The organism is Neobacillus sp. PS3-12, from assembly GCF_030915385.1.
GTDB lineage: Bacteria > Bacillota > Bacilli > Bacillales > Cytobacillaceae > JAEVLT01.
The window spans coordinates 30,485-55,033 of sequence record NZ_CP133268.1; the positions used below are offsets into that span (position 1 = coordinate 30,485).

The 24,549-nt window shown below is 36.7% G+C and carries 25 protein-coding genes, 1 tRNA gene, 2 other RNA genes and 1 pseudogene; 12 read left to right on the plus strand and 17 right to left on the minus strand.

Annotated features, from left to right (window positions below; all coding sequences use genetic code 11):
- Window positions 1–128: 128 nt before the first annotated feature.
- Together RCG17_RS00215 and RCG17_RS00220 are read left to right on the plus strand one after the other, a co-directional pair.
- Entirely contained in the window at window positions 129–662 is a 534-nt protein-coding gene (locus RCG17_RS00215; RefSeq protein WP_308173314.1) for a YARHG domain-containing protein, read from the plus strand.
- A 521-nt stretch (window positions 663–1,183) separates the two neighbouring features.
- On the plus strand, window positions 1,184–2,395 hold the full coding sequence (locus RCG17_RS00220; RefSeq protein WP_308173315.1) for an MGDG synthase family glycosyltransferase: 1,212 nt from the start codon (window positions 1,184–1,186) through the stop codon (window positions 2,393–2,395).
- Window positions 2,396–2,473: 78 nt separating this feature from the next.
- On the opposite strand, the gene RCG17_RS00225 is transcribed toward RCG17_RS00220, so the two are convergent.
- The 10 genes and pseudogenes from RCG17_RS00225 to RCG17_RS00270 form a co-directional block, all read right to left on the minus strand.
- Entirely contained in the window at window positions 2,474–3,100 is a 627-nt protein-coding gene (locus RCG17_RS00225) for a lysozyme family protein (RefSeq protein WP_308173316.1), read from the minus strand.
- Between the two features lie 466 nt (window positions 3,101–3,566).
- Window positions 3,567–3,651: signal recognition particle sRNA small type (gene ffs, locus RCG17_RS00230), an RNA gene on the minus strand.
- Window positions 3,652–3,726: 75 nt separating this feature from the next.
- Window positions 3,727–4,089: a transfer-messenger RNA gene (gene ssrA, locus RCG17_RS00235) on the minus strand.
- Between the two features lie 9 nt (window positions 4,090–4,098).
- A tRNA-Ser gene (locus tag RCG17_RS00240) sits at window positions 4,099–4,189 on the minus strand.
- A gap of 167 nt (window positions 4,190–4,356) precedes the next feature.
- A pseudogene (locus RCG17_RS00245) lies at window positions 4,357–4,458 on the minus strand (YjcZ family sporulation protein); the annotation flags it as partial.
- A gap of 255 nt (window positions 4,459–4,713) precedes the next feature.
- Entirely contained in the window at window positions 4,714–5,112 is a 399-nt protein-coding gene (locus RCG17_RS00250; RefSeq protein WP_308173318.1) for a pentapeptide repeat-containing protein, read from the minus strand.
- 18 nt (window positions 5,113–5,130) lie between these two features.
- Window positions 5,131–5,838 carry a polysaccharide deacetylase family protein gene (locus RCG17_RS00255; RefSeq protein WP_308173319.1) on the minus strand — a complete coding sequence of 236 codons (708 nt, stop codon included), beginning with the start codon at window positions 5,836–5,838 and terminating at the stop codon, window positions 5,131–5,133.
- A gap of 167 nt (window positions 5,839–6,005) precedes the next feature.
- The gene (locus RCG17_RS00260) at window positions 6,006–6,713 is read right to left on the minus strand and encodes an SDR family oxidoreductase (RefSeq protein ID WP_308173320.1); all 708 of its coding nucleotides are present in this window, start codon (window positions 6,711–6,713) and stop codon (window positions 6,006–6,008) included.
- A 37-nt stretch (window positions 6,714–6,750) separates the two neighbouring features.
- Entirely contained in the window at window positions 6,751–7,731 is a 981-nt protein-coding gene (locus tag RCG17_RS00265; RefSeq protein ID WP_308173321.1) for an aldo/keto reductase, read from the minus strand.
- Between the two features lie 53 nt (window positions 7,732–7,784).
- Window positions 7,785–8,963, minus strand: a complete 1,179-nt coding sequence (locus tag RCG17_RS00270; protein WP_308173322.1) for an MFS transporter — start codon at window positions 8,961–8,963, stop codon at window positions 7,785–7,787.
- A 199-nt stretch (window positions 8,964–9,162) separates the two neighbouring features.
- On the opposite strand from RCG17_RS00270, the gene RCG17_RS00275 reads away from it, so the two are divergent.
- The 4 genes from RCG17_RS00275 (at window position 9,163) to RCG17_RS00290 (ending at window position 11,979) form a co-directional block, all read left to right on the plus strand.
- Window positions 9,163–9,708 (plus strand): TetR/AcrR family transcriptional regulator, encoded by a 546-nt coding sequence (locus tag RCG17_RS00275; protein ID WP_308173323.1) that lies wholly within the window; start codon window positions 9,163–9,165, stop codon window positions 9,706–9,708.
- A 146-nt stretch (window positions 9,709–9,854) separates the two neighbouring features.
- A complete protein-coding gene (locus RCG17_RS00280; RefSeq protein WP_308173324.1) occupies window positions 9,855–10,283 on the plus strand; it encodes a hypothetical protein in 429 nt (142 codons plus the stop codon).
- Window positions 10,284–10,508: 225 nt separating this feature from the next.
- Window positions 10,509–11,084: a M15 family metallopeptidase gene (locus RCG17_RS00285; protein WP_308173325.1), complete on the plus strand. Its 576-nt coding sequence runs from the start codon at window positions 10,509–10,511 to the stop codon at window positions 11,082–11,084.
- 334 nt (window positions 11,085–11,418) lie between these two features.
- Window positions 11,419–11,979 carry a hypothetical protein gene (locus RCG17_RS00290; protein WP_308173326.1) on the plus strand — a complete coding sequence of 187 codons (561 nt, stop codon included), beginning with the start codon at window positions 11,419–11,421 and terminating at the stop codon, window positions 11,977–11,979.
- Between the two features lie 123 nt (window positions 11,980–12,102).
- Here the strand turns inward: RCG17_RS00290 and RCG17_RS00295 are convergent, their stop codons facing one another.
- Complete coding sequence (locus RCG17_RS00295; RefSeq protein WP_308173327.1) at window positions 12,103–12,585, minus strand: YjdJ family protein; 483 nt, start codon at window positions 12,583–12,585, stop codon at window positions 12,103–12,105.
- Window positions 12,586–12,940: 355 nt separating this feature from the next.
- Here RCG17_RS00295 and RCG17_RS00300 point away from each other — a divergent pair, with 355 nt between their 5' ends.
- The 4 genes from RCG17_RS00300 (at window position 12,941) to RCG17_RS00315 (ending at window position 16,840) form a co-directional block, all read left to right on the plus strand.
- Window positions 12,941–13,621: a vWA domain-containing protein gene (locus tag RCG17_RS00300; protein WP_308173328.1), complete on the plus strand. Its 681-nt coding sequence runs from the start codon at window positions 12,941–12,943 to the stop codon at window positions 13,619–13,621.
- Window positions 13,618–14,430 carry a PP2C family serine/threonine-protein phosphatase gene (locus tag RCG17_RS00305; RefSeq protein WP_308173329.1) on the plus strand — a complete coding sequence of 271 codons (813 nt, stop codon included), beginning with the start codon at window positions 13,618–13,620 and terminating at the stop codon, window positions 14,428–14,430. Before RCG17_RS00300 ends, RCG17_RS00305 begins: the two co-directional genes overlap by 4 nt.
- Window positions 14,417–16,363 (plus strand): helix-hairpin-helix domain-containing protein, encoded by a 1,947-nt coding sequence (locus RCG17_RS00310; RefSeq protein WP_308173330.1) that lies wholly within the window; start codon window positions 14,417–14,419, stop codon window positions 16,361–16,363. Before RCG17_RS00305 ends, RCG17_RS00310 begins: the two co-directional genes overlap by 14 nt.
- A gap of 81 nt (window positions 16,364–16,444) precedes the next feature.
- The gene (locus tag RCG17_RS00315) at window positions 16,445–16,840 is read left to right on the plus strand and encodes an SET domain-containing protein (protein WP_308175729.1); all 396 of its coding nucleotides are present in this window, start codon (window positions 16,445–16,447) and stop codon (window positions 16,838–16,840) included.
- Window positions 16,841–16,926: 86 nt separating this feature from the next.
- On the opposite strand, the gene RCG17_RS00320 is transcribed toward RCG17_RS00315, so the two are convergent.
- The 5 genes from RCG17_RS00320 to RCG17_RS00340 form a co-directional block, all read right to left on the minus strand.
- Window positions 16,927–18,198, minus strand: a complete 1,272-nt coding sequence (locus tag RCG17_RS00320; RefSeq protein ID WP_308173331.1) for a glycosyl hydrolase family 18 protein — start codon at window positions 18,196–18,198, stop codon at window positions 16,927–16,929.
- A gap of 144 nt (window positions 18,199–18,342) precedes the next feature.
- Window positions 18,343–18,924: a L,D-transpeptidase gene (locus RCG17_RS00325; RefSeq protein WP_308173332.1), complete on the minus strand. Its 582-nt coding sequence runs from the start codon at window positions 18,922–18,924 to the stop codon at window positions 18,343–18,345.
- A 102-nt stretch (window positions 18,925–19,026) separates the two neighbouring features.
- On the minus strand, window positions 19,027–20,478 hold the full coding sequence (locus tag RCG17_RS00330) for a L,D-transpeptidase family protein (RefSeq protein ID WP_308173333.1): 1,452 nt from the start codon (window positions 20,476–20,478) through the stop codon (window positions 19,027–19,029).
- A 325-nt stretch (window positions 20,479–20,803) separates the two neighbouring features.
- A complete protein-coding gene (locus RCG17_RS00335; RefSeq protein WP_308173334.1) occupies window positions 20,804–21,457 on the minus strand; it encodes a vWA domain-containing protein in 654 nt (217 codons plus the stop codon).
- Window positions 21,458–21,535: 78 nt separating this feature from the next.
- Window positions 21,536–22,555, minus strand: a complete 1,020-nt coding sequence (locus tag RCG17_RS00340; protein ID WP_308173335.1) for a macro domain-containing protein — start codon at window positions 22,553–22,555, stop codon at window positions 21,536–21,538.
- Window positions 22,556–22,819: 264 nt separating this feature from the next.
- Here RCG17_RS00340 and RCG17_RS00345 point away from each other — a divergent pair, with 264 nt between their 5' ends.
- Both RCG17_RS00345 and RCG17_RS00350 read left to right on the plus strand, forming a co-directional pair.
- Window positions 22,820–23,188, plus strand: a complete 369-nt coding sequence (locus RCG17_RS00345) for an Rpn family recombination-promoting nuclease/putative transposase (protein WP_308173336.1) — start codon at window positions 22,820–22,822, stop codon at window positions 23,186–23,188.
- Between the two features lie 42 nt (window positions 23,189–23,230).
- Window positions 23,231–23,593: a hypothetical protein gene (locus RCG17_RS00350; protein WP_308173337.1), complete on the plus strand. Its 363-nt coding sequence runs from the start codon at window positions 23,231–23,233 to the stop codon at window positions 23,591–23,593.
- A 60-nt stretch (window positions 23,594–23,653) separates the two neighbouring features.
- Here the strand turns inward: RCG17_RS00350 and RCG17_RS00355 are convergent, their stop codons facing one another.
- On the minus strand, window positions 23,654–24,538 hold the full coding sequence (locus RCG17_RS00355; protein ID WP_308173338.1) for a metallophosphoesterase family protein: 885 nt from the start codon (window positions 24,536–24,538) through the stop codon (window positions 23,654–23,656).
- Window positions 24,539–24,549 lie beyond the last annotated feature (11 nt).

Here is a 24,549-nt window from a genome sequence, read left to right on the forward strand (position 1 = left end):
TTATCTAATAACGCTTCTGGTCTTTGTTATCAAAATGTTCCCTTCTATTAACTTAACTGTAAACAATCTATGCTATAGTATAGCTGTATATTTTAATGAAGAAAAAATGAATAGAAAGAGGATTATTAATGAAAAACATTACCTCTGCTCCAAACACTCGCCTTGAAAAAAGGCAATCAATAAAATTAAGAAATAAAAAATTAGTTGCAGTAGCTGGTTCCACTATAGGATTGTTGGTCATTTTATGTGCTGCTTACTTAATCACTAAAGATTTCAATAACCATGAACCTAAAACGGATGCAGTTGCCACTAAAACGATAGATCAATCTAAAAGTAAAAATGAAGCAACAAAAAAGAGTATGAACCCAACAGAAAAAATTGGCGATGAAGGTTCAAATCTTTCCTCTTCAGAGTATATTTTACCTAATAGTGATAAAAAGGTTTTGAGCGAAGAAGACATTACTGATCTTTCAAAAGAACAACTTCGTTTAGCTCGAAATGAGATATACGCTCGACATGGGTATGTATTTAAATCGGCGGATTTGCAAAAATATTTTTCAAACAAATCATGGTATCAATCGGACACCTCCTATAATGGCTCCTTAAGTGAAGTAGAAAAAGAGAATGTCAAACTCTTAGAAGCCAGAGAAGCTAATTTTTAGGGGGATTTTTTAAGAAAATAATTAAAATGTGATTTTTAATTTTTAAATTATTATTTATAAACTAATTTTTCGAACAAAAAACGCTAATCTCTAATTGAATAGAGTTTAGCGTTTTTTTATGTATAAGCCACACAAATTCACTAGTTATGGCTGCTGCGTTCCCGCCCTGACCCGTTCCTAATGTCTTCATAGGCTAATCTCCACAGGCAGGATTCGAACCTGCGCCACCAGATCCGTATAACGCTGCAATCGGTCTACCACTGTATAACTGCGGAATGACGAGCGTATTCAGTAAAATTAGTTTTGCCACTTCTTAAGTTAATATATCATCTAACCTATATGGAAGATATCTGTAAATTATGGTAGATCAAATGTCCTAATACCGCAATATACCTAGAAAATCATAATGAATTGTAAAATGTTCCTAAACAACAATAAGAATTTATTAATCCAAAATGGCTAAATTATTTATAACGAGTGATAAATTCAAATTATCGGTTTGTGGAGGAAAGATGGGTACTGTGAATAAAAAAATCCTAATAATTTCTTCTGAACACACAGGTCATGGGCATAAAAGCATTGCTGAATCATTACAAGAAAAAATTGGTGAAAACGAGCAAATAAAAATACATGTTGTTGATGGCTTTGCATTAGGCGGTTCAGCATTATTAAATATTGGTAAATCATATGGTCCAATTACAAGATATTCTGCCCAATTGTGGAATGCAATATGGCATGTTTCCGCCATGAATACTTATGTAATAGACAAAAGTGTTGAAAATTTGATTAAAGGCAATTTTATGAGTTTGCTGGATAAAGTAAAGCCAAATGTTATCTTATCGATTCATCCAAATTTTAACGGTTCAGTCATCAATATTTTAAGAAAAGAAGGAATTCAAATTCCTTTTGGAACTCTTATAGCGGATTTAGTTAATATTTATCCAATGTGGTGCGACCCTAGAGCAGATTTCATATTAAGCCCGACTTTGGAAGCAAAGGTAAAATGCTTAGAATATGGCGTCCCTAATGAAAAAATTCATGTAGTTGGATTTCCAGTTAGAGAGCGGTTCTTAAGAAATCAAAGCAAGCCGTTTGAAATCAAATCTGAAATCAGCTTTTTGCTGATGAGCGGTGGTGAAGGCGTAGGGGATATGAATGCGATTGCTGAAACTTTGCTAAATCACTTTCGTTGCAAAGTGACAATCATTGCAGGAAGAAATGAAACATTAAAAGCAGAGTTAGAAAGCTCTCTTAAACCTCGTTTTGACAAACGTGTAGACGTATTAGGGTTTACTAAAAACATTCAGGATCTCATGTTGGCTGCAGATATTGGCATCGTGAGAGGGAGCCCAAATACGATGTTTGAAGCAGTTGCTACAAATTTACCAATCATTATTACAGGGGCACTTCCGGGGCAAGAAAAAGACAATCCGTTATTTGCAGAAAAACATCATTTAGGTGTTTATTGCCAAGACAACGAAGATCTTAAACCGATAATTGATGAACTATTGAAAAATGATGGAGAAAAATTGAAGACAATCATGGAATACCAGCGATGGATGATCAATCCAAATGCTGCACAAGATATTTTGGATTACGTAACTTCAGCTGAAATAGATCCATTGAAATCAAGGCAGAGAAGAACGACTCCTCTCGTTCGCGCAACAAGGAAATCTTTTAAAAAATTTAAACGAACAAAGCCTTTCAAAAAATTAATACGCAGAGTCGGATAATAGTGGGCTTTTCGAAATTGAAGAAGAGATAAAATGTGGCGGAGTATAACTCAGCCACATTTTATCAGTTGCCTTATATCATGAATTTATTCCACTGTTCGTCAAAGAATTTATATTTTTAGAAACCTTCTCACTATATGAGTAATCACCGTAACAATATGGATATCTCGATTTGAAAAGACGTTTTTTGCAAGTATAAATCTTTGGATGCTTTTGAACTTGTAATAGAGAAAATTCTTTCGCTAATTGCTCACTATGTTTTCCTCCGTGTTCTGAAACATAACTAATGTAACCAATCCCCATATTATATGATTGAATAATGGTCGCAAAATCAACCTGTTTTTCCTGACCGTAAGATAGGACTTTTCGGAAGTGATTTACTCCTATTTGGATACTTTTATTTGGATCTTTAATCGAATTTGGAGGCAAACCTATTGATTCAGATGATTGCATAGGATCTCCGCCATTTCCATGACTTTCTTGCTGCATTAATGCCAAGAGAACTGGAGTGTATTTTTCAAGATTGTATTTTGCTAATTCATTATTTATAAGTGGTTTGTATTCTTTAACTTTGATAAATGGATCCCGTTGAAAATAAGGGATGTCATTGTCCCAATAAAAATAAGTGAATAATACAAGTAATGCCAAAAAGGGCACAAATAGGACGAAGCTGGATTGAGTTTTATTCAGTCTTCGTGTAATCATTAAAGTTCTCCCCTATTTTCTTTCCTAAGTTAATTGATAAGGATGATTTTTTGTTAGTTATAAAAAGCCTTCTTATTATAACAAAATTAATCCTAATACTTGAAGATTATCTTGAACTATTTCAACATTTTTTTATCTATTTATTAATGGCTCATTAATGCCGTACCTAAACAGATCATTTGTTTCACTTCTATTGGTTTGGAAGGTTTTGCTTGTTAGAACATTTGTTCGTTTAACTGCTACTTGAGAAAAAACACATTAATGTGTTTTTAGCACATAGTGTAATTAGTAAAATTAGTTTCCTTTGTGTTTAATAGGTTCTTTATTCTTAGTTATAGTTTACATAATTATATTATTATCGACTTAAAAGTTTATTATAGTCCATTAAGGAACGTTGTATCAAATTGTTTGAACAAAAAACACTAAACTCCAATACAGATAGAGTTTAGCGTTTTTTATTTTTTACTATGTATGAGCTCACACAATTTCACTAATTATGGCTGCTGCGTTCCCGCCCTGACCCGTTCTTAGTGTCATCGTTGAGCTAAATTCCGCAGTAGGATTCGAACCTACAACCGATCGGCTAACAGCTGATCTGTCTACCATAAATTATTGCGGAATAATATTAGTGGAAATGACGGGAGTTGAACCCGTGTGCAAAGATATTGGCACTTATACATCTACCAGCGTAGTCAGTAAAATTAATTTCGCCTACTTCTTTAGCTTACTGACAGGCATGGAAGCGGCTAGTCTGATTATTCTCTTCCTTCATCCTACAGACGAAAGGAATTCGGCGTAGTCCACTTAGAATGAGTCCCTTCCCCTACCACATGGACGATGGAGGGTGGAACCGCTAACGTCTGCTATTAAGCAGCGAAAGCGAAGTTGTTTTGTTGTTTGCCAGTTATAGGCTTTAACGTTTGTACGAGATCGTCAACTCGGCTCGCCATATAAGCTCAAACTATCCCTGTCGATACCAAGACATTCCCATATGATAATGGCAGAGAAGAAGGGATTTGAACCCTCGCGTCGGTTATCCGACCTACACCCTTAGCAGGGGCGCCTCTTTAGCCTCTTGAGTACTTCTCTGTAAAAAAACTTACAAGAGAAATATATCATCTATCCTATTTGGAAGATAGCTGTAAATTTTGGTAGTCCAAAAGTCCTATTTTTTAAACTTTTCTAGATAATTGAATTAACTCAAAGTTTCAGAAATAGGTGACGTAGAAAGGTCACCTCATTTTTACTGAGTTATATCAAAAGAAACCGCCACCAAAGCTTGCTCCAACAATTATTAAAAGAATAAACAATACAACAATTAAAACAAATGGGCTCAATCCGCTATAGCCTCCACCGTAGCCGTATCCGCCACAACCGCACCAACCGCACATCGGAAACTCACCTCCAAAATAGTTCCACTATTATATATGCAGCTGCCATGATCATTGGAAATGTTCATGTTATGGGATGTCCAAAAATGGTGATTTGTCCTACTTTTTCATACAAACAAACGGGACGATTCTTGCTTTTTAAAACAGAAATCCTTAAGATCTGACTTGTGCTAGGCACTGTGTGTAAACGAATTGATGGTAATGTACAATTCGCCATACCAATTACTTAGACTTATATTGCTTAAGTAAATCTTCGATAGCAATTCCATTTACCTTCATTCCAGAAATATCGCATCCCTCAATCTCTATATTGGATAAATTACAATTCTTAATTTGGCTATTATTCAAATCACAATTTTCCAATATTACTGGCTTTTGTAAAAGATTATTGGGGTCATGCAAAGGATGCCCTTCTGGTGGCATACCTATATTCTTTATATATGCTCCTCCAATTTGTGCACCATCAATAAAAAGTTCGCTTAAATTAGCGTCCGTAATTTTCATCCCTGTCAAATTTACATTGTTCATTTTCATTCCCGTAAGATCGCAGCAACTAAAGTTAGAATTGGGAAGGTACGAAGAACTTGCTGTTAAAGTATCTTTTATATTTTCCAATTTCATTTCATGCACCCCTTCTATTTATTTTGATGCTAATTTCTGTAGTTCATTGACAGTAATAAACTTATATCCTTCTTTTGATAATGATTGTAATATTCCCTTGATTGTTTTTAACTCTTCACCAGTGTCATCGTACATTGCGTGGATCAAGATGATTGACCCGGGTTTTACATTCTTCTTCACAGAATTGATTTTGTCAGAAGCAGAGGTATAATATGTATCTGGTTCGAGAGTCCACATGATGGTGTCTCGGTTATGTTGAGATAAATAATAAGGTAATCCAATAAGCTTTTTTCCGTTTGGGGGTCTAAAATCGATTTCCCCTTTATATCCAGCTTGTCGAATCAATTGGTCTGTTTTTTCAATTTCCTTTTTAATGAAGGACTGAGATTTCAAAACCATTCGTTGATGGGAAAAAGTATGATTTCCAATTTGCTCACCGGCTTTTACAAGCTTTTGCGCTTCATCAGGATCTTTTTCAATTTCATTTCCGATAAGAAAAAACGTTCCCTTTGCATTGTACTGTTCCAATAATGGCAAGATTTTATCTACGTTTTTCGTCGGACCATCGTCAAATGTTAACGCAACTACCTTTTGATTCGTTTGAACTTGGGAGGTTAGTTTTCCGAATACTTGGTAAGTTCTCGCATTCATTAATTTATATGTTCCAAGTAAAAGTAGAAAAACGACTAGAATTCCTATGCCAAGTAACATAATCACTTTTTTCATATAAACAGCCTTTCTTTAGTAAAAGTTCTTTTACGATAATTCTATAACAAAGAAAAATAAAAGCGATATTTAATTTTAATGTTTTTTGAAGATTTCTTTTGACAACACAACAGCCGCATTTCCTGTTTAAGAATTGCGGCTGTTTCAAAAAAATAGTTATTCTATTATTACCAATCGAGTCGTTTTCCATCTCTGAAGAAACCACCGTTTGGTCCCTCAGGTCCAATGGTTGCTAACCAAAGGATCGACTCAGCTGCTTGCTTAGGAGTTCTTGGAGCAGATGGACCACCCATATCTGTACTTACCCATCCAGGACAGACTGCATTTATTTTGATATCTCCCTTGGTTTCTGCAGCTAACAATTGGGTCAATCCATTCAAGGCAAGTTTGGACAACTTGTAGGCACCTACTCCTTGATAAGACATTTCACTCATCGCTCCATAATCTGAAGAGACATTAATAATTCTCCCATAGCCTTGCTTTTCCATAAGGGATATAAAGGAATGGATGACATGATAAGCCCCGTAGAAATTCGTTGCCATTGTTTTCTCTAGAATGGATGGGTTCATTGTCAATAAGCTTTCGTTCTCATCCAAATACACACCAGCATTATTAATCAACACGTCTAATTTTCCGTACTGTTCATTAATTTTAATTGCAGCTTGACGAATGCTTTCTGGGTCTTCTACATCCATCTCTACAAATGAAACATCCAGAGCTGATTCCTTCAGTTTTTGCACAGATTCATGTCCCTTTTTTGGATTCCGACTTGTCAAAATGACCTTAAACCCTTTTAAAGTCAATTGTTTAACCAGCTCAAATCCAATTCCTCGATTCCCACCAGTGACAAGCGCAACTCGTTTATCCTGTGACATTTAACCCCACCATTCTTTCATTATAAATTGCTTTTCACTACTTCCATTTACCAGTTAATACTTCTGTTCGATCAGTTGCAGGTGCAGGTGTTTTTGATAAATTGGAAATTTTTGTGTACATTTCTTCTGTCATTATAAAATCTGCAGCCGCTATGGAATCTTCTAATTGACTCAAATTGCGTGCCCCAATAATAGGAGCAGTGACTGCAGGATTAGCCATTACCCAAGCAACTGCTAAGGTGGAAGGTTTCACATCATGTTCCTGCGCATACTTGGTGAACGCTTCAGCTGTCATATAATCTTCATTGGTACCATAACGGTCTTGGTAACGGGCATTGTTTACAAGACGGCCCTGCTCAGGGCGTTTATTCAACCCATATTTTCCTGTAAGAAGTCCAGCACCAAGCGGGCTGTATGTAATGACGCCGATTTGTTCAGACTTCGCCATTGGCATAATTTCCACTTCTGCCTGACGTTTAACGAGATTATACATCGGCTGGATTAATTCAAAACGAGCAAGTTCTTGTTTTGCAGAAATTCCTAATGCTTTGGTGATTTGCCATGCTGCCCAATTGCTCACTGCTGGGTAGAGAATCTTTCCTTGTCGCTGCAAGTCATCGAGTGTACGAAGCGTTTCCTCCATTGGTGTTTTATCATCAAAATCATGAACAAAATAAAAATCAATATAATCTGTCTTTAAGCGCCGCAGACTATTTTCAATACCTTGCATCATATGTTTTCGCGATAAACCTCTGGCATTCACATCAGCACCCGTGTTCCAAAAAACTTTTGTTGTTAAGACAATGTCGTCACGCTCATGTGCAATACACTCTCCCAAAATTTCCTCAGACCGCCCATAAACATCGGCTGTATCAAAGAAATTGATCCCTGCTTCCCGACATCGTCTATACATGGCTTTCGATGTTTCTTCGTCAGCGTCTCCGCCAAAAGACATGGTCCCAAAACATAAATTAGATACCTGAATCCCTGTTTTTCCTACTGTACGATATTCCATCATGAAAAACCTCCTATATTTTCGTTTTCATTTATTTTAAGTCAATTTTTTCCTACTCACAATTCCAACCCATTTTCATACTTTGTCACTTTACGATTCAAGCTAAATGAAAGCGTCGCAATAATTGCCGCAATTGCCACTGACACGGCCCCAATCCAACTGACCGTTTGCACTGTTGAGCTTTTTAGCGCAATCCCCCCAATTCCTGCGGCCGCAGCGATGCCTAACTGTATGCAGGAGCCATATAGGCTAAGCATGATTCCTGAAACTTCTGGGGCGAGCCAGACTAAGTTGTACTGCAGACCTGGGCCAGAGGACCATGCCGAAAACGACCATAGCATCAGCAACGGAATGGCAACAAAGGGTGTTCTGGCAATAGTGGATAATAATACAAGCGCAATAACATGGATAAATAAGCCACCGACAAGAGTTCGAGGGTTACCAATCAGATCCGTCATGAATCCTCCAAACTTTGAACCTATTAAAGTAGCGATTCCGAAGGCGAATAAGGCAACGCTCACTTCTCTTTCTCCCATTGATGTAACGGTTAACAAAAAAGGAGCAATATATGAATACATCACCCCATATCCTAACTGCCAAAAGAACGTTACACCAAGTCCCATTAAGATTTTCGGTTGCTTCAAATAAGCAAGCTGCTTGCCCAAAGGGACGACTGCCCCGTTTTTTTCGGCAGGAATCGTTCGCATGATAACGAAGATGGCTAGTAGACTAAGAACGCCAATCCCCGCGAAGATCAGGTTCCAATCGTAAGAAGTAGCTACAATACGACCAATTGGTACACCGATGATGATGGCAGCACTAAACCCAATGATCACAGTACCAATCGCCCCTGCTTGTTTTTCGGGCGGTGCTAATTTTGCTGCGGCCGTCTTGGCAGCAATGGCAAAAACTCCGCTCCCTAAAGCAAGGACAATGCGAGAGAGTATTAGAAAACCGAAACCAGGTAGAGTAATGGTCATCACGCTGCCAAGGACCATGATAAAAAGAGACAGCATTAGTAACCTGCGCTGATTCATTTTTGTTGTCGTCATGACGACAAGCGGAGAACCGAACGCATTGGCAATCGCAAATACAGTGATTAGTTGCCCTGCCACCGATACCGATACATTCGCACAGGCAGCTACTTTATCCAAAATACCTGCAATGACGTACTCCGATGTACTGACCATGAAAGTAATCAAAGCCAGCATGTAAATTTTCCAGGTGTTTTTCATATTTTTTCACCCCTCATCACAAAAGTCAGCTAATAATTCCGCCTAAAAAAAATCAATATTGAATGATTAATCAACATCTGTTTATAATTTATAAAAAGAAACAGGATTCTTTCAATCGTTAATTTAACTCAATTTGTTGATTACTCAACAAATCAAGTAAAATTGTTGATTATCTTTATGAAAGATTGGGTATTTCATCATGGAAAAAGTTGATCGAAGAATAACCAAAAGCCAAAAAGCGATTAAAGAAGCGATTATCGAACTCATGTCTGAAAAAAGTTTTGATGACATTACCATTCAAGATATTTCCGACAGAGCGAATGTAAACCGAGGAACCATCTATCTGCACTATTCGGATAAATATGACCTGCTGGATAAGCTGATGGAAGAACATATAAACGAACTAAAGGAAACAAGTGAATGGGCATGTGAAAAGGAATGGGTAGATGCGACTCAGATCTTTTTCGAATACTTTGCGAGGAATTATTTATTCTTTTCGACCATGTTAGCAAGTAAAGGTGCACCTTCTTTTCGCAGTAAGTTCCTTCAATTTCTGCTCGAAGCTTTCAAGGATGAGGTCGACATCACAGAAGGAAAAAATCACGGTCTAGATGAAGACGTTATTGTTAAATTCGCCGCCAATGCCTACGTAGGGGTTGTGGAATCGTGGTTAAAAGATGGAATGCCGAATCCCCCTCTTATCATGGCAAAAGAATTGGGAATTTTGTTAGAGAGAATTGTATAGCCGCAAGAACTTTCCCACTTCTTCCTTATTGTCAAATAATTTATACAAGTTTACAATCAATATATCAAATAGGAATGAAACAAAAATAAATAAAAAGTAACGAAAGGTCGTCTCTCTGCTTGAAGTGAAAGGCTGGTGACAAATATATGCTTTATTTTTGGGATATTGAACAGACCATAAAAAATACTTTAAACGAACTAAACCTTGATATAAATGTTGAAATTAGCAATAAACTAAATGTTCCTATGAGTTATAACGTTTCAACAAATACGATAAAGTTTAACTATTTAAAAGTTAATGGCTATAACGCCCAAATCAACTTTAAAATTAAAGAAACTGATGAAAACTTTGTCAAAATTATTCTATTTCATGAGCTCGGCTATTACTTGGATTTTAAGAAAAATAAGCGCGATTTAAGAATTTTGCTATATGGTGAAGATAAGGAAAAAGAGCTGCTAATGGCTGAAATAGAAGTGAATGCTTGGGATTATGGAAGGACTCTTGTACCTGAACATCTAGTAGAATCGTATGATCAAGTACGTGAATTGGATAAAATGATTCTAAAAAGCTATTAAACAAGAGGGACGGTTCTTTTAAAGGATTCGTCCCTCAGCTTATTCCCCTAAATCCAATTTCTATAAATGTAAGTTTACATAATTTATTTATCGTAACTTTTATTATATTTTGTCTAAAACATAGAAAAAAATATCTTAAGGTACAATTTTTAAGAATTATTAAAGGATTTTCTATCATAATGGTAATAAAAGTTTTCATGGAAAATACGAGAGGAATCTTTCAAAATGAAACGAAAATGGATCAAACAATCTATAATTCTTGTTGTTCTTGGGCTCTTAACTATTTTCATATTTTTCAAAGATCCGAATACTTCTAATCACAAAATAAGTAATCAAGCTGTTGCTTTACCATCCAGCCTTAATTCCATTGTCAAGGAAAAAAGCAGCCGATTAATTCAACAAGCTGCCAAAAAAGGAATTGTTGTCGTGATTACAGATGGTTTCCGCAGTTTCGAGGACCAGAACCGCCTTTATCAACAAGGACGCACCACATCGGGTAATATCGTCACCAATGCAAAAGCTGGAGAATCCTATCATAATTATGGGCTTGCCATTGATTTTGCCCTTAGAACCCCTTCTGGAAATGTCATTTGGGATCGGCAATATGATGGAAATAGAAATGGAAAAGCCGATTGGACCGAGGTTGTGGAAATCTCAAAGTCATTAGGGTTCCAATGGGGCGGTGATTGGACCAAATTTAAGGATTATCCCCATCTGCAAATGGACTTTGGACTCACAATTGCAGACCTGCAAAATGGAAAAAGACCTGATCAATCATCTTTGGTAGCGGATAAAGGCTGACCTTTATTATTTTTTTAAAGAAAATATCAATGTACTCGAGGGGCAATATCCTCCCCCCATATAAAGAACAAGGACTTCCCACATAAGTGAGAAGTCCTTGTTTACTAGATTAGTACAAACGGTCTTCTAAAATGCTTCTATCCTACTTGAATTAGCAACATATTGTGTATTAATTTTCAATTCGCAATTTTCTTTGTTGACAAACAAGACACATAGGTGTAATTTACATATATAAGTAATTCACAATTGATGATTACTATAAATCCTAAGGTAAGTTCTTTGTTAATCGTTAGATTTGAAATATTTTACAATAAAATTTTGGAGGTAAGAAAAAATGGCTACAAAAAAAGTTGAAGTAAAAGTGATTGAGGAAAATGTTGTCGAGGAAAAAGTAAATAATGTAATCGATTTATTTTGGGATGGTCTTTTTAAAGGATTCAAAACTTTCCAATCTTTTCAAAACGAAATAGAAGAAAAATCTTTAGAAGCTTTTGAAAGACAATTTGAGTTATTCGATAACACTTTTGAGCAACTTGTAAAATTTGAACAGGACTCTAAAAAGCTAACAGCTGAATGGAAAACAAATTTACAAGAAGTTTTGAACAATACTCTACCCGGTTATGGTGTTCAAAATGTTACAGATTGGACAGATAAATTTGAAGAATTTGAACAGAAAGTTGAATCTTTAGCCTTCAATCCAAGCAAAAAAACATTCTCTGCACTTTCTGAATCACAAGCACAATTAGAATCAGCTTTAAAAGAAGTGATCGAGCAAAGACAACAAAATCGTGCTGAAGTTCTTGATGTAATCGGTCAATATGTGGATCAACTAAAGCAAACCCAAAATGATTTTTTAAAAACTCTTAAACTAGACAACACTTTACTTGTAAAATAAACCAAATAAAAAGAACTAGTCAAAAAACCGTATGCAAGTTTGCATACGGTTTTTTTAACATAGAAAAAATAATCAGGCATAGGCTTCTCTATCAAACCTGAAAACTTTAATTTTTCAATAACGTTAATCTGTTGTCATCCTCTTTATCTGTATGGAGGCCATTACATAGGTGATCAAACCGATCAACATACAAAATAATCCACATCCCGAAAACAGAACAAACATTTTTTGAGCTCCCTCTGTAGTGGATTCATAACAGAAATAGCCTAGAAAAAATAAAAAACTGCTAATCAAGAATAGATAATAGGCATACCATTTCCTCACTTTTTTAAAGATATAATATCCTAAAAAAATAAGAAAATATAAACCACTCACAGTCATGATCATGGGAAATGTAGGCTCATATTTAGCCGCATAAACAAAAAAATCCCATTGTGAAATTTGGCTAGATACATGCACAGTTCCATGAACCAACTGAGTAATAGGTGTGGAAGTTCGCCATTCGGAAGGATGATCCAGAAGCGCACTACCTTCATACCAGGCAACAAGTGAGGAAAATAAAAATACAGCAGAAGCGGCACCGAATTGAAAGATAAACCGAAACATGAAAAATAACCTCCCTTTAGGAATTTGACAACTTTCCTTATGTTGAACACTGGCTGATTTTCCATAAGATTCATTCCGACTCTCAAATCTAAGTTAATGAACACAGTTGATTTAACATTAGCTTTGTCAATCGATGTTATAGGCCTGCTGTATGAAATTTTGATATGTAATTATTCTTCTTTTTAAGTTAAAAACCCTTCTTATATAACTAAATGATTAAATAAAAAGTCTAACAGATTAAGCCCATTCATAAAATAAAACACGATGTCCAATTAACTAGTAAGGTTCTAATATCGATTTTGCAGTGATTAATAAATAATCTATTAAAAAATGACGATATAGGGAGTGTTTTATTTTGTTTGACTTTACTGATCAAGTTCCTTTTGATGGCGTAGAATTTGCAGAAAATCCTGAACCCCGCTGCCCTTGTGTATTATTACTTGATACCTCAAATTCCATGTCAGGAAAACGTATTGATGAATTAAATAAGGGATTACAAACGTTTAAAGATGAACTTATGGCGGATTCGATGAGTCTAAAACGGATAGAATTATCAGTTGTAAGTTTTGGTCCTGTAAACGTTCAAACTGAATTCCAAACAGCAGATCTATTTATCCCTCCAACCCTTAAAGCAGATGGCATGACACCAATGGGCGAAGCAATCGAAAAAGGGATTGAACTGATCCAACAAAGGAAAGAAAAATATAGAGAAAACGGGATTTCCTATTATCGGCCTTGGATGTTTTTAATTACCGATGGAGCACCTACTGACCGTTGGCAAAAAGCTGCAAATTTAATTAAAGATGCTGAGTCTAATAAATCTCTTATGTTTTTTGCTGTTGGGGTTGAAGGAGCAAATATGGATATTCTAAAGCAAATTTCTGTCAGAGACCCTCTTAAATTAGATGGGTTGCGATTCAGAGATTTATTTTCTTGGCTATCCAATTCATTAAGTTCTGTTTCAAGATCAACTCCAGGCGATTCAGTTCCACTGGAAAACCCAGTAACACCAGGTGGATGGGGATTGATTGAATGATGACAAAAAACAATTGGAAATACAGTTATGCATCAGTGCTTGGATCTTCACATAAGAATTTACACTCCCCCTGCCAAGATTCAAGCAAGTGTCAGGTCGTACAAGATGCATACGGTGAAGAAGTACTTGTTGCAGTTGTATCCGATGGTGCCGGCAGTGCTGAGTTTTCTGATCTGGGATCATCTATTGCGTGTTCATTATTTGTAAAAGAATTGTCTAAATATTTTGCTGAAGAGAGACGTGTAAAAGATTTAGAGAGGTCATTTTTTGAAAATTGGATTGACCAATATCAAGACATAATAAGTTCCCATGCAAAAGATTTTCAGGTAACCGTTCGAGAATTTGCATGCACTTTCGTAGCAGCTGTTGTCGGAAACGACCATGCTGCTTTTTTTCAAGTTGGGGACGGAGCCATTGTCGTTCTTGATCCAGAGTTAGAAAATGGTGGAGAAAATTATAATTGGACCTTTTGGCCTGATAAAGGCGAGTACGAAAACACCACCTTTTTTATTACAGACTCAAAGGTTAAAAAAAATATCCAATTTGATGTTTTACCAAAGAGAATCGAAGAAGTTTCTCTGTTTACGGACGGCATTCAGCATTTATCACTCCACTATCAAACAAAAACGGTTCATAATCCATTTTTCAAGCCAATGTTTCAGGTTTTAAGAAAAGTGGAGAATGGCGAAAATTTGAATTCATCCTTAGAACAATTTCTTAGCTCTGAAAAAATCAATGAAAAAACAGATGATGACAAAACGTTATTATTAGCCTCCCGAAAAGAGGTTGAGACGATTGACAGCGACTAAAACGAACAGTCCAATATATAAAGATAGTCATGGAAACGTTATAAATATTGGAAAAGTGATTGGTAAAGGCGGCGAAGGTACAGTTTATGAGGTTCAAGGTAATCCTGGTACTGTCCTAAAAATCTACCACAAGTATGATGAAGAACGTTCAAAAAAGATCACCTTAATGACGAAATTGAAAAATGAAAGACTCCTAAGATATACCGCTTGGCCAACTGAGACAGTAAAAAATGAAAATGATAAAATTATCGGTTTTTTAATGCCCGCTGCAAATGGAAAAGAGATTCATATTCTTTATAGTCCAAAAAATCGGCTCAATGTGTTCGATCATGTGAGTCTCCCCTTTCTCATCCATACTGCAGCAAATATTGCACGTGCATTTGCTGTGGTTCATGATAGTGGTCAAGTAATTGGAGATGTTAACCACGCTAATATTGCGGTATCAAATGACGGTACAATCAAACTAATTGACTGCGACAGTTTTCAAATTGGCAGGGATAGAAATGTATTTTTGTGTCATGTTGGAGTTGGAACACATCAACCTCCTGAATTACAATCTAAATCATTATCCAATAGAATCCGTACAACCAACCACGATCTTTTTGGCTTAGCTGTTATCATATTTCAGCTTTTATTTATGGGAAGGCATCCCTTTTCCGGGCAATTAATAGGTTCTGGTAATACAGAAATGCCCATTGAAAAAGCAATCGAGCAGTATCGTTTTGCTTACGGAAAAAATGCCAAACAAAATCAAATAAAACAACCGCTAGGTACACTTCCTCTTGATTTTTATTCAAAGGACTTGGCCGCCCTCTTTGAAAAGGCATTTTCCCAAGCAAGTACGAACAATCGACCAAAAGCAGTTGAATGGATTGATGCTCTTGAAAAGTTAAATAAAGAATTCATTCATTGTCCAATAAATCAAGCCCATACATACACCAGGGCTCATCATCAATGTCCCTGGTGTGAATATGAAACGAAAACAGGGCTAGTATTATTTTCAACTATTATTCATCCAAATTGGAACCATAACAATTCCTTTCAATTGGATTTAATTTGGAAAAGAATAAGTCATATCCCTCCCCTTTTCAATCAAGAATTGCCTGATCCATATACGTATTTCTATACGCCATTAGAAGAAATTATCCAGGCAGGAAGAAATTTCAAACGGATAAAAATGATAAGAATTTCACAAGCAATCATGATCGGTTTCATTTCCATTTTGCTAACTGTTTATGGAGGCATGGGTTTTTATCCACTGAGTGGAATTATCGTTTCTTTTCTTGTTGGATCAAGAAAAATAAAAACGAATCGGTTTAAGAAAATTCAGACAGGATATGAAAACATAAATCAAAAATGGGAATCTGTCTTAAAACGCTGGAAAAAAAATGCCGGGGCTGATCAATTTTATACGAAACTAAGTGAATTGAAAGAATACAAATCAAAATACGAAGAAATCCCATTCCTTCATGACAAAAAACTGAAGCAACTTGAAAAAGATCAGAGAAACCATCAGCTTAATGAATTTCTTGATCGATTTACGATTCAATCAAGCAATATTAATCATATTGGACCTAGCAGATTAGCCGTTCTTCAATCATATGGAATTGAAACAGCTAAAGATATTTCGGAACAATCATTATTGAATGTACCTGGGTTTGGGCCCTTTATAAATGATCTTATAGAATGGCGGAAACAAATTGAAAAACAATATTCTTTTGATCCAAAGAAAGGTATTCCAAAATCTGGTTTATACGCATTGGAAAAGGAAATGTACGCTTTAAAATGTGATCTGGAGAAGAAATTAACTGTAGGGGAAGCTGAATTAAATCATATAAAAACTACCATTCTTACTTGCAGGGAAAATCTGATTCGAGAAGCATATGAATGTGTGCAAATATTGGGTCAATTGAAGGCATATGTTAAATCGTAAAAAAAGTTTTATTAACTTTTATATAAAAAGCTGTTAAGATGAAAGGGATAAAAAACATTATAGAAATTACAGGTGATGAACATTTTAGAAATTAAGACATCTTCCATAAGCGATGGAGAATTTAATCGAGGCGTATTTGCAACCGTTGATATAGCGAAAGGTCAGCTGATCCATGAAGCTCCAGTCCTTCCATATCCAAATGAGGAACATGTTCATATTGAAAAAACTTTACTTGCAGATTATGCGTTCGAGTATGGCAGTAAGCATACTGCGCTCTTGCTCGGATATGGTATGCTTTTTAATCATTCGTATGAGCCTAATGCCAGATATGAGATTAACTTTCCGAACAATACGTTTGACTTCTATGCCTACAAAGACATAAAAGCAGGAGAAGAGGTCTTTATCAACTACAATGGTTTTGTTGATGATAAGGAACCGCTATGGTTCGATAAAGATAAAGATCCAAACAATGATTAAATTTGTTTTAAAAAAGCCTTGCTCTAATTTTAGCAGCAAGGCTTTTTTTATTTCCACACCCCCATCGATTCTAAAGGACTTAAAATTTAACTTTTCTTTAAAACCGATATATTTTTACTTACATATGCCCAATGCTGAGGTGCCGACAAACTGATTTGCCATAAAGTTAATCCAGCCAATTTGTATATGTCAATAAGATTATATTTTTCAGTATAACTTCTAATGTCTGCGAACCAAACAATATGTTCCTTCGTGCCGAGCCAATAGCGGTACCATGGGGATTTAGCCGTGTTGTCAAATTGAATCGTTGTTCTTTTCGAAATCGCTTGATTTTGTGCAGCAAGGACCGATAATCCGCGTGTTGTATAGGTTGTGGCATCTTTGTCATATCCGTATAACGGCAACGCCATTAATAATTTTTGTGGAGGAAGCTGTGTGAGTGCATACTGTATCACTTGTTCGATCCATTCATATGGTGCGATGGGAGCGGGCGGGCCGCTCGGGTAACCATAATCAATCGTCATGACCGCCATAAGATCCGCCGCTTTGCCTATTGCTGCATAATCATAAGCTCCGACAATCCGATTTGTGGGTAAATCCGCTGCCTTGGCATGAACATTCACTTGTAAAAGTAAGTCACCTAATGCACTCTTTAAGTCTGCTAAAAACAAATTAAAATCATTTCTTCTTGCTGGTGGAATAAATTCAAAATCAAGGCTGACACCTTCAAACCCTCTTTGCCTTGTCAGTGTAACAATGCTTGCTACTAAATTCTCACGATAAGTTTGATTTTCCAAAACACCCCCTGCCAGTTCAGGACTGAATCCTTGAGTCGTAAAGTTTCGGATCATCAATAATGGTGTAATGTTCACTTGTTTGCATTTCAAAACAATCGCGGAATCCTCTATTTGATTATAAGCAAAACCCTGATTTGTAAATGAGTAAGCTACTACCGCTAAATAGGTAAGCTGTTTGGATAGTGATTCGATTAATGAAAGCGTTGTCGTTATCTCCGAAGGAACTAAAAACCCAAGTATATTCATTTTTAATTTAATTGGAGAAGGAATATGAATGATTTGACCGATATGCAGATGTTTTGGATCAATTCCAGGATTAGCAGCTTCTATGGTTGAAAGGTTGGAGTTAAAGGCTTTGGCTAATTTCCAAATATCATCACCTGCTTCTATTCGATAGACGCGTATTGGCAATGTATTGTCTGGTATATAAAGTGCTAGACCAGTAACAAGGGCTGTAGCAGATGTTAACCCGTTTACACTCATAATCGAATTAATGGAAACACGATACCGTTTTGATATTGACCACAGATCCTCACCACTACCTACGACATGAACGGTCATCCCCTTCCCCCATCCAAAACCAAATCTTCAATATCTTTAACACAGGTACCACTTTTTCTTACTATCATATTTATAAGATTGGAAATCTAGTACACACAGGAAAATTAAACTACTATTTTAACTTGAAAAATAGCTGTCTTTTTGTCAGCCTATTACAACCTTCGTTTTGTATCTTATATGATCATATATCCATTTTGCATCAGGAACAGCCAGGCGGACACAACCATGTGATGCCTTATGACCAAGCTTTTTCGCTTCACTTGGAATCACATTACCGTTTTTGTCCATTGCCACCGAGTGAAATAAAAACTCACCATGGTTTTTCCATGAAACCCAGTATTTAGCCCCCTCTTTTTCACCTGCATTATAAAAGCTTGTCCCTCTTTCCTTCTGGATGTAAAAAGTTCCTTCAGGGGTTGAAGTGTCGGGACTAGTATCTAGACCAGTGGAGCAAATCATTGTATAGATCGTCTTATTGCCTTTCATAATATAAACTCGTTGTTTTTCTTTAGAAACTTTTATCCAAACGGAATCGTTTTGGCTTATTACTGGATATGTCCCTCCAGAAGGCTTTAACCAATTAACAGTACTAGCTTTCTTCTCACTTTTTATAGGGTGCTCTTTTGTATGGGTTGGCAAGTGAGAGTGATAAAATCCAAATAGAACAATCAAACTTGCTACTATATACCCCAAACCTATTTTGAATTGTCGGGGAAGTTTATCCATTCTGCATCCCTTCTCTCTATTTTATTGGACTAAGCACCAAGGCAGAAAAAAGGCTCAGAGTATCAATCCTCAAAGCCCTTTTCACTTATATACTTTTCGATTTTAATAAACAATAACCGGTTCATTCGTACTGAGATTGTTATAGACTGTTTGCATAATGCTTGGCGGAGTGTTTACGCAGCCGCCCGATCCATTATGAATATAGGCCGTACTTGACCAGTTTCTCCGCCAGCTGGCATCATGAAATCCTTCTCCGTCGTTTGTAAAAGGAGCCCAATATGAGACTGGAACACGATAATGCGCCATTCCATATTCACTGCCCTCAAGGATTGACGGTGATTCTTTATAAAGGATATACCACACACCAGGATGGGTACTTTCACCTACGTCCTGTCTGCCGGTTACAACATTAGTGGTGAGTATCATTTGACCATTTCGATAAAGCCAAATCTTTTGTTCTTGAATCGATACCTCCGCATAGGTGTCACCGATTCCATTGTTTGTCGTGTTGTTTAGCCCGATCGCTTTTTTGTTCCAGCCATTCCCATAAAAATTGGCGGCAGTGATTGCATTTTGATCTTTTTTAAAGGCATTCTGAATCTGCGTTGTTTCTTTATCAACATCCATGGCCCAGCCATACGTTTGTCCTTTCACGGTAATAACCGCACCTGTATGGGTCTTAAACTGGAAATCTTTATTTAAGGTTGATTGCGTAGCATTAATATTCGAAATCTCATTTTTAATATCGCTAGGATCAAACGTATACTGCCCATCATTTGTTACTGAACAATTTTTAATGACATCGCTGCCTTTTAGCGTATATACCTGGCCCTGTACTGTATAACTTACCGTCCGATCTAGAAGGTCTTGCAGTAATTTCTCTTGCTTTTTCACAATCGGACTGTCTTCATTTGCTGGCTGTATGTATTGGGGATTTAGATGGATGACACTTTTGTATTTCTGTTTCTCGAAATCTTTTACCAAGTTAGGGACATCATATTGATCTCCATTAACACTTTGGGAAACCACAATTTTCCCCTGATCCAAATGAGCCACTGCATCTTGAGGTGCTTTTAAACTCTTATTCATTTCCAGGAGTTTGTTTTCAATTTCTTTTATTGTAGCTTCGCTTTGATGTTGATCCACTTTGATTGGTGTCAGAGAGTAATTTACCGCCTTTGAGGACGGCCAAAACGTCTCCTGGCTTTTTAATAGTTTCTTAACGCTAGACAAATCCGTACTTGTAAACCCTATTATCGAATCTTTTCCATCATAAATTTTTTCTTTACCGACATAGACTTCGTTTTTTAGGACAGAGGATCCTAACTTTTGTAATGCATGGTCAGCCGTCAGTCCACCAACGTTTGTGCCATTAATGGTGATATGTGAATTAAATCGGGTTGCTTGGTAATAGGAGAGGCCCCCTATTGCGAGTGCTCCTGCCACAATGATACCGCCAATTGTGATACCAATTTTCCTTCCACTTGTCTTTGTATGTGTATCGGACCTTCTAGTTCCCACATCTTCGACTATTTCACGTATTCCATTTTCCATTACCCTCACTCCGTTCGCCTGATTGTCTAGAGCTTTTTTCGAAGTTATCCGTAGTTATGTATATTTTAGTAGATTGAACAGGATGTAATTTGTCATAATTTGTATGCGTTTAAAATTTTTTCCTGTCAAACTATTAAATTCTCATTTATTCTAAAGAGCCAGACAAACAAACTTACGGAATTATTATAAAATTCTAAAATTAACTATTCCTTAAGTTAAAAAATGAGGCTGATTCAAAATGTCGTTAAAAGACGACTTTTTTGAATCAGCCTCATGGAATTAAAAAAGCAAGTGATGACAAAATCTTTTATTCACTTCTGTAAATTTATCGGTTTCCACCTCGGCGATGATAATCTCGTTCAATCTCTTCTTTCCAGCTTCGATCAATTTTCTTGCCGCTTCGAATCTTCATGACAGCTTCGCTTACAACTTCATAGTTTAATTGTGTTCCCATAGGATCAGCATGGTAATCAACAGCGAAGTCTTCGTCAATCCCAAATTGTTTGGCTGTTGAGATGGCATCAATATTCGCACCTAAAAACATGAATTCCCAGCCATATTTTTCTTTTTGATGCTGAACCATTTTTTTAATTCGGGACGCCGTAAATTCGCGGCTGGCATTTTCCAATCCATCTGTTGTAATGACGAATAGCACCTTATTGGCCCGTACAGCCTCATTTGTTCTTTTTTGCACATTCACGATTTTTTGAATGGTAAAACCGATGGCATCGAGCAAGGCCGTTGTACCTCCTACCTCATAATCATCACTGGTGATGGGAGATATGCCTCTCACATTGATTCGATCATGTAATAATTTATACTCATGGTCGAATAAAACGGTGGTGACGATCGCCTCTCCTTCCGCCTTTTGCTGTTTTTTCAGCATGGCGTTGTAACCGCCAATCGTATCGGCTTCTAGCCCGGCCATTGAACCACTCTTGTCTAAAATGAAAACCAATTCTGTTATGTTCTTTTTCATCTTTGTCATCCTCCATTCATTTACTATAATTAGGATAACAAAGCGGTGTTCAGAATTGGTCGCTTTACATGCGACATTTTAGGCTCCCAACAAAGGCTGGTCAAACGTAAATAAAGCTTCATTTATTTCGTGAATATTGTAGTTGCCATCCTGAATAAAGTACTCGACAATAACATCAAATTTATTGCTGCGGGATAACGCATAACCCGCAGCCGCCAACAAATCGATCGTTTCATCTAAATTTAATTTTAAGGCCATGGCAAAGGCAATGGCTGTTTTCTTCTTTGGTGTATAATGGACTCCATTGCGAATTTTTGAGAATAAGCGGCGGTCAATATTTGCCCGATGATAGGTTTCAACATCTGTCAACCCTTTTTCATCAATCAACCGCAACAGCCGCTCTGAAAATGATTCATCGAGCTGGTTCACGAGATCTAGTAAATTTCTTTTCTTAAGTCCTTCCTCCGATTTTTCGAGAAGATCCCACTCAATCCTCTCAGCTTCTAGCAATTGTTCCATCGCAAAAGGTTCTTCATTTCGATTACGGCTAAAATAGATCTCGGCTTCCTCTACATAATGCTCATCAATATATTGCTGAATCGATGAAAAAAGCTTTTTGCTTAACCCAAAGGACTTGCTATCAAAAACGACGAGGTATACCAAGATGTCATGATCGTATAAAAAAGAACCAATGGTGGAAACTGCAATTTGTAAGGCTTCCTCCTTTGGATAACCGTAGATTCCTGACGAAATTAATGGAAACGCTATGGACTTACATTCGCTTTTTGCCGCGAGAATCAAAGAATTCTTGTAGGATGATTTTAAAAGTTCTGCTTCCTGATTAGAACCACCTTGCCAAATGGGACCTGGTGTATGAATGATATATTTTGCCGGCAACTTGAAGGCATCGGTAATAACGGCTTGTCCGATCGAGCAGCCGCCGATGTCATCACATGCCGCCTGCAGTTCAATGGCACCCGCTGCTTTAAAAATAGCTCCGCATACACCCCCGCCCATTTTCAATACCGTATTTGCAGCATTCACAATCGCATCGACCTTCATCTTGGTAATATCATTGCGAACAATTTCCAATGGCATGATAATTCCCTCTCTCTAAAAAATTACACTTTTGATAATTAAATGATAGCGAATTTTGGAAAAATAAAAAAGGAGAATGCCAAGTTCGTATCGAATTATTTTTAAAGATGGATTTACTTCCATTACCACACTTCCCCCCCAATGCTTCATCAAACAAATCCCCGAAAGGAAGGTCCTCAATGGAAAAAGAATACCTCGATTTAAAATTGGATTTTATGTTCAAGCAATTATTTGGGCAGAAAAGGAGATGATTGGATTACAGATTTGCATTTTGAGAATACAGAATCTGTAAAGGACAGATCGGACGGAAAAACAGTCATTTTTGACGTCACTGTTTTTACATCTCTAGGAGAACGAATTAATATCGAAATTCAGCTTATCAATCAGCAAAATATGCCCGAACGCACACTTTACTACTGGTCACGAATGTTTTCCTCAAGCTTAAAATCCGGAGATTCTTATTTAGACCTTCCCCCTACTATTATTATTCCCATTTTAAATTATCCGTTATTTTCAAGTGAAACAGAGCGTTTTCATACGGTATTTCATATCCGAGAGGATGAGGGAGGATTTTTATGGTCTAATCTGTTTGAAATTCATTTAATTGATTTAAGTAACTTCATGTTACAATGAAAAAAATACCGAAGTAAACTGAAGGAGAAAAATCATCAGGAATTGCCATGGCTAATGATGCTTTCAGCTGCCGATGTCCAACGAAAAAAATTGGACGAAGAAATGCTGGCTGAACTGGAGGAATGGGCGATGAATATAGAAGAAGTGCGAGAAGCGCTAATAGAGTGGGAAAATCTAAGCTCGAAAAAGAAAAATTTGGTTGAATATGAAGCTCGCTTAAAAGAACTTCGCGATCTTCTGAATAATTTTAAGGGCTATCACAGAATGGGAAGAGAAGAAGGAATTGAAGTTGGAATAGAGCTCGGCATCCAGAAAATAGCCAAAAAAATGGTGGAGAAAGGAAAACCCATTTCTGAAGTTGCCGAATTAACCGGATTAGCAGAAGAAGAAATTAGAAGTCTCTAGGAATAATCGTGATCAGGCACCATCTGGAAATTTGATGGTGCCTGTTTCATAAGCGATTTTTCATATGCAAGGCTTTCTTGGAGTACCAAATACTCTCCAAAGAAGTGGTCCTAGAATTTTAGATTTATCTACAAAAAATTCAACAAAGTGAAAATCAATTAAAGTCAAAGTCAAATTTGGATCATTTTCAAGCACTGCTCCAGCGCCACCTGACAACACAAAATCGATTCCGTTTCCAGTAGTAACAGTCCCATTGCTATTTTTCATGATAAATTGCTCGTCATATGCGTGTACATGGCTAACTAGAACTTTTTTAACATGGTGCTGCTGAATTAAATCAAAAAACCTTTGACTTTCTGCCGTGTTTACTGGAAACCCATCCAGCCCTGTCCACCTGCCAACTTCTGGTTCTGCATGCATAGCGACAACCGTATTTCGTGGATTATTTTGTAAATGTTTCTGTAAAATATTGAGCTCTTGATCAGTAAAACCATATTTTGATGGCCCGGTTAGACTTTTTACATTATTCACAGCAATGCAACGAAAATTTGCACTTGGGATGTTAATTACCCAATGTACCTTTCCGATAATAGCCTCGAAATTTTCAAGATTGATTGGATTTTGATTTGGAACATCATGATTTCCTAAAACAACAAATACAGGAATGTCACGCGCAAACTTTTCAACTACGCGAACAAAGTCCTGCAAGTAGGCAATCTCACCTGTAAAAACAGTGTCCCCACCGTGAACAATAAACAGCGGATCTAGTTCAACTGCCTTTTTTAAAACAAGTTCAAATTCACCACTCATCGTAAAACAACCATCTTTGTTTCCACGCCCTCTGCTATCACCAAGGAATATAAAATTGAATTTATCTTTAAACCTCGGGCTATGGATTCTTTTTTTCAATAAATGCATCGAGCGTTCATGAAGTGTCATAGACATCTTCTTTCCCT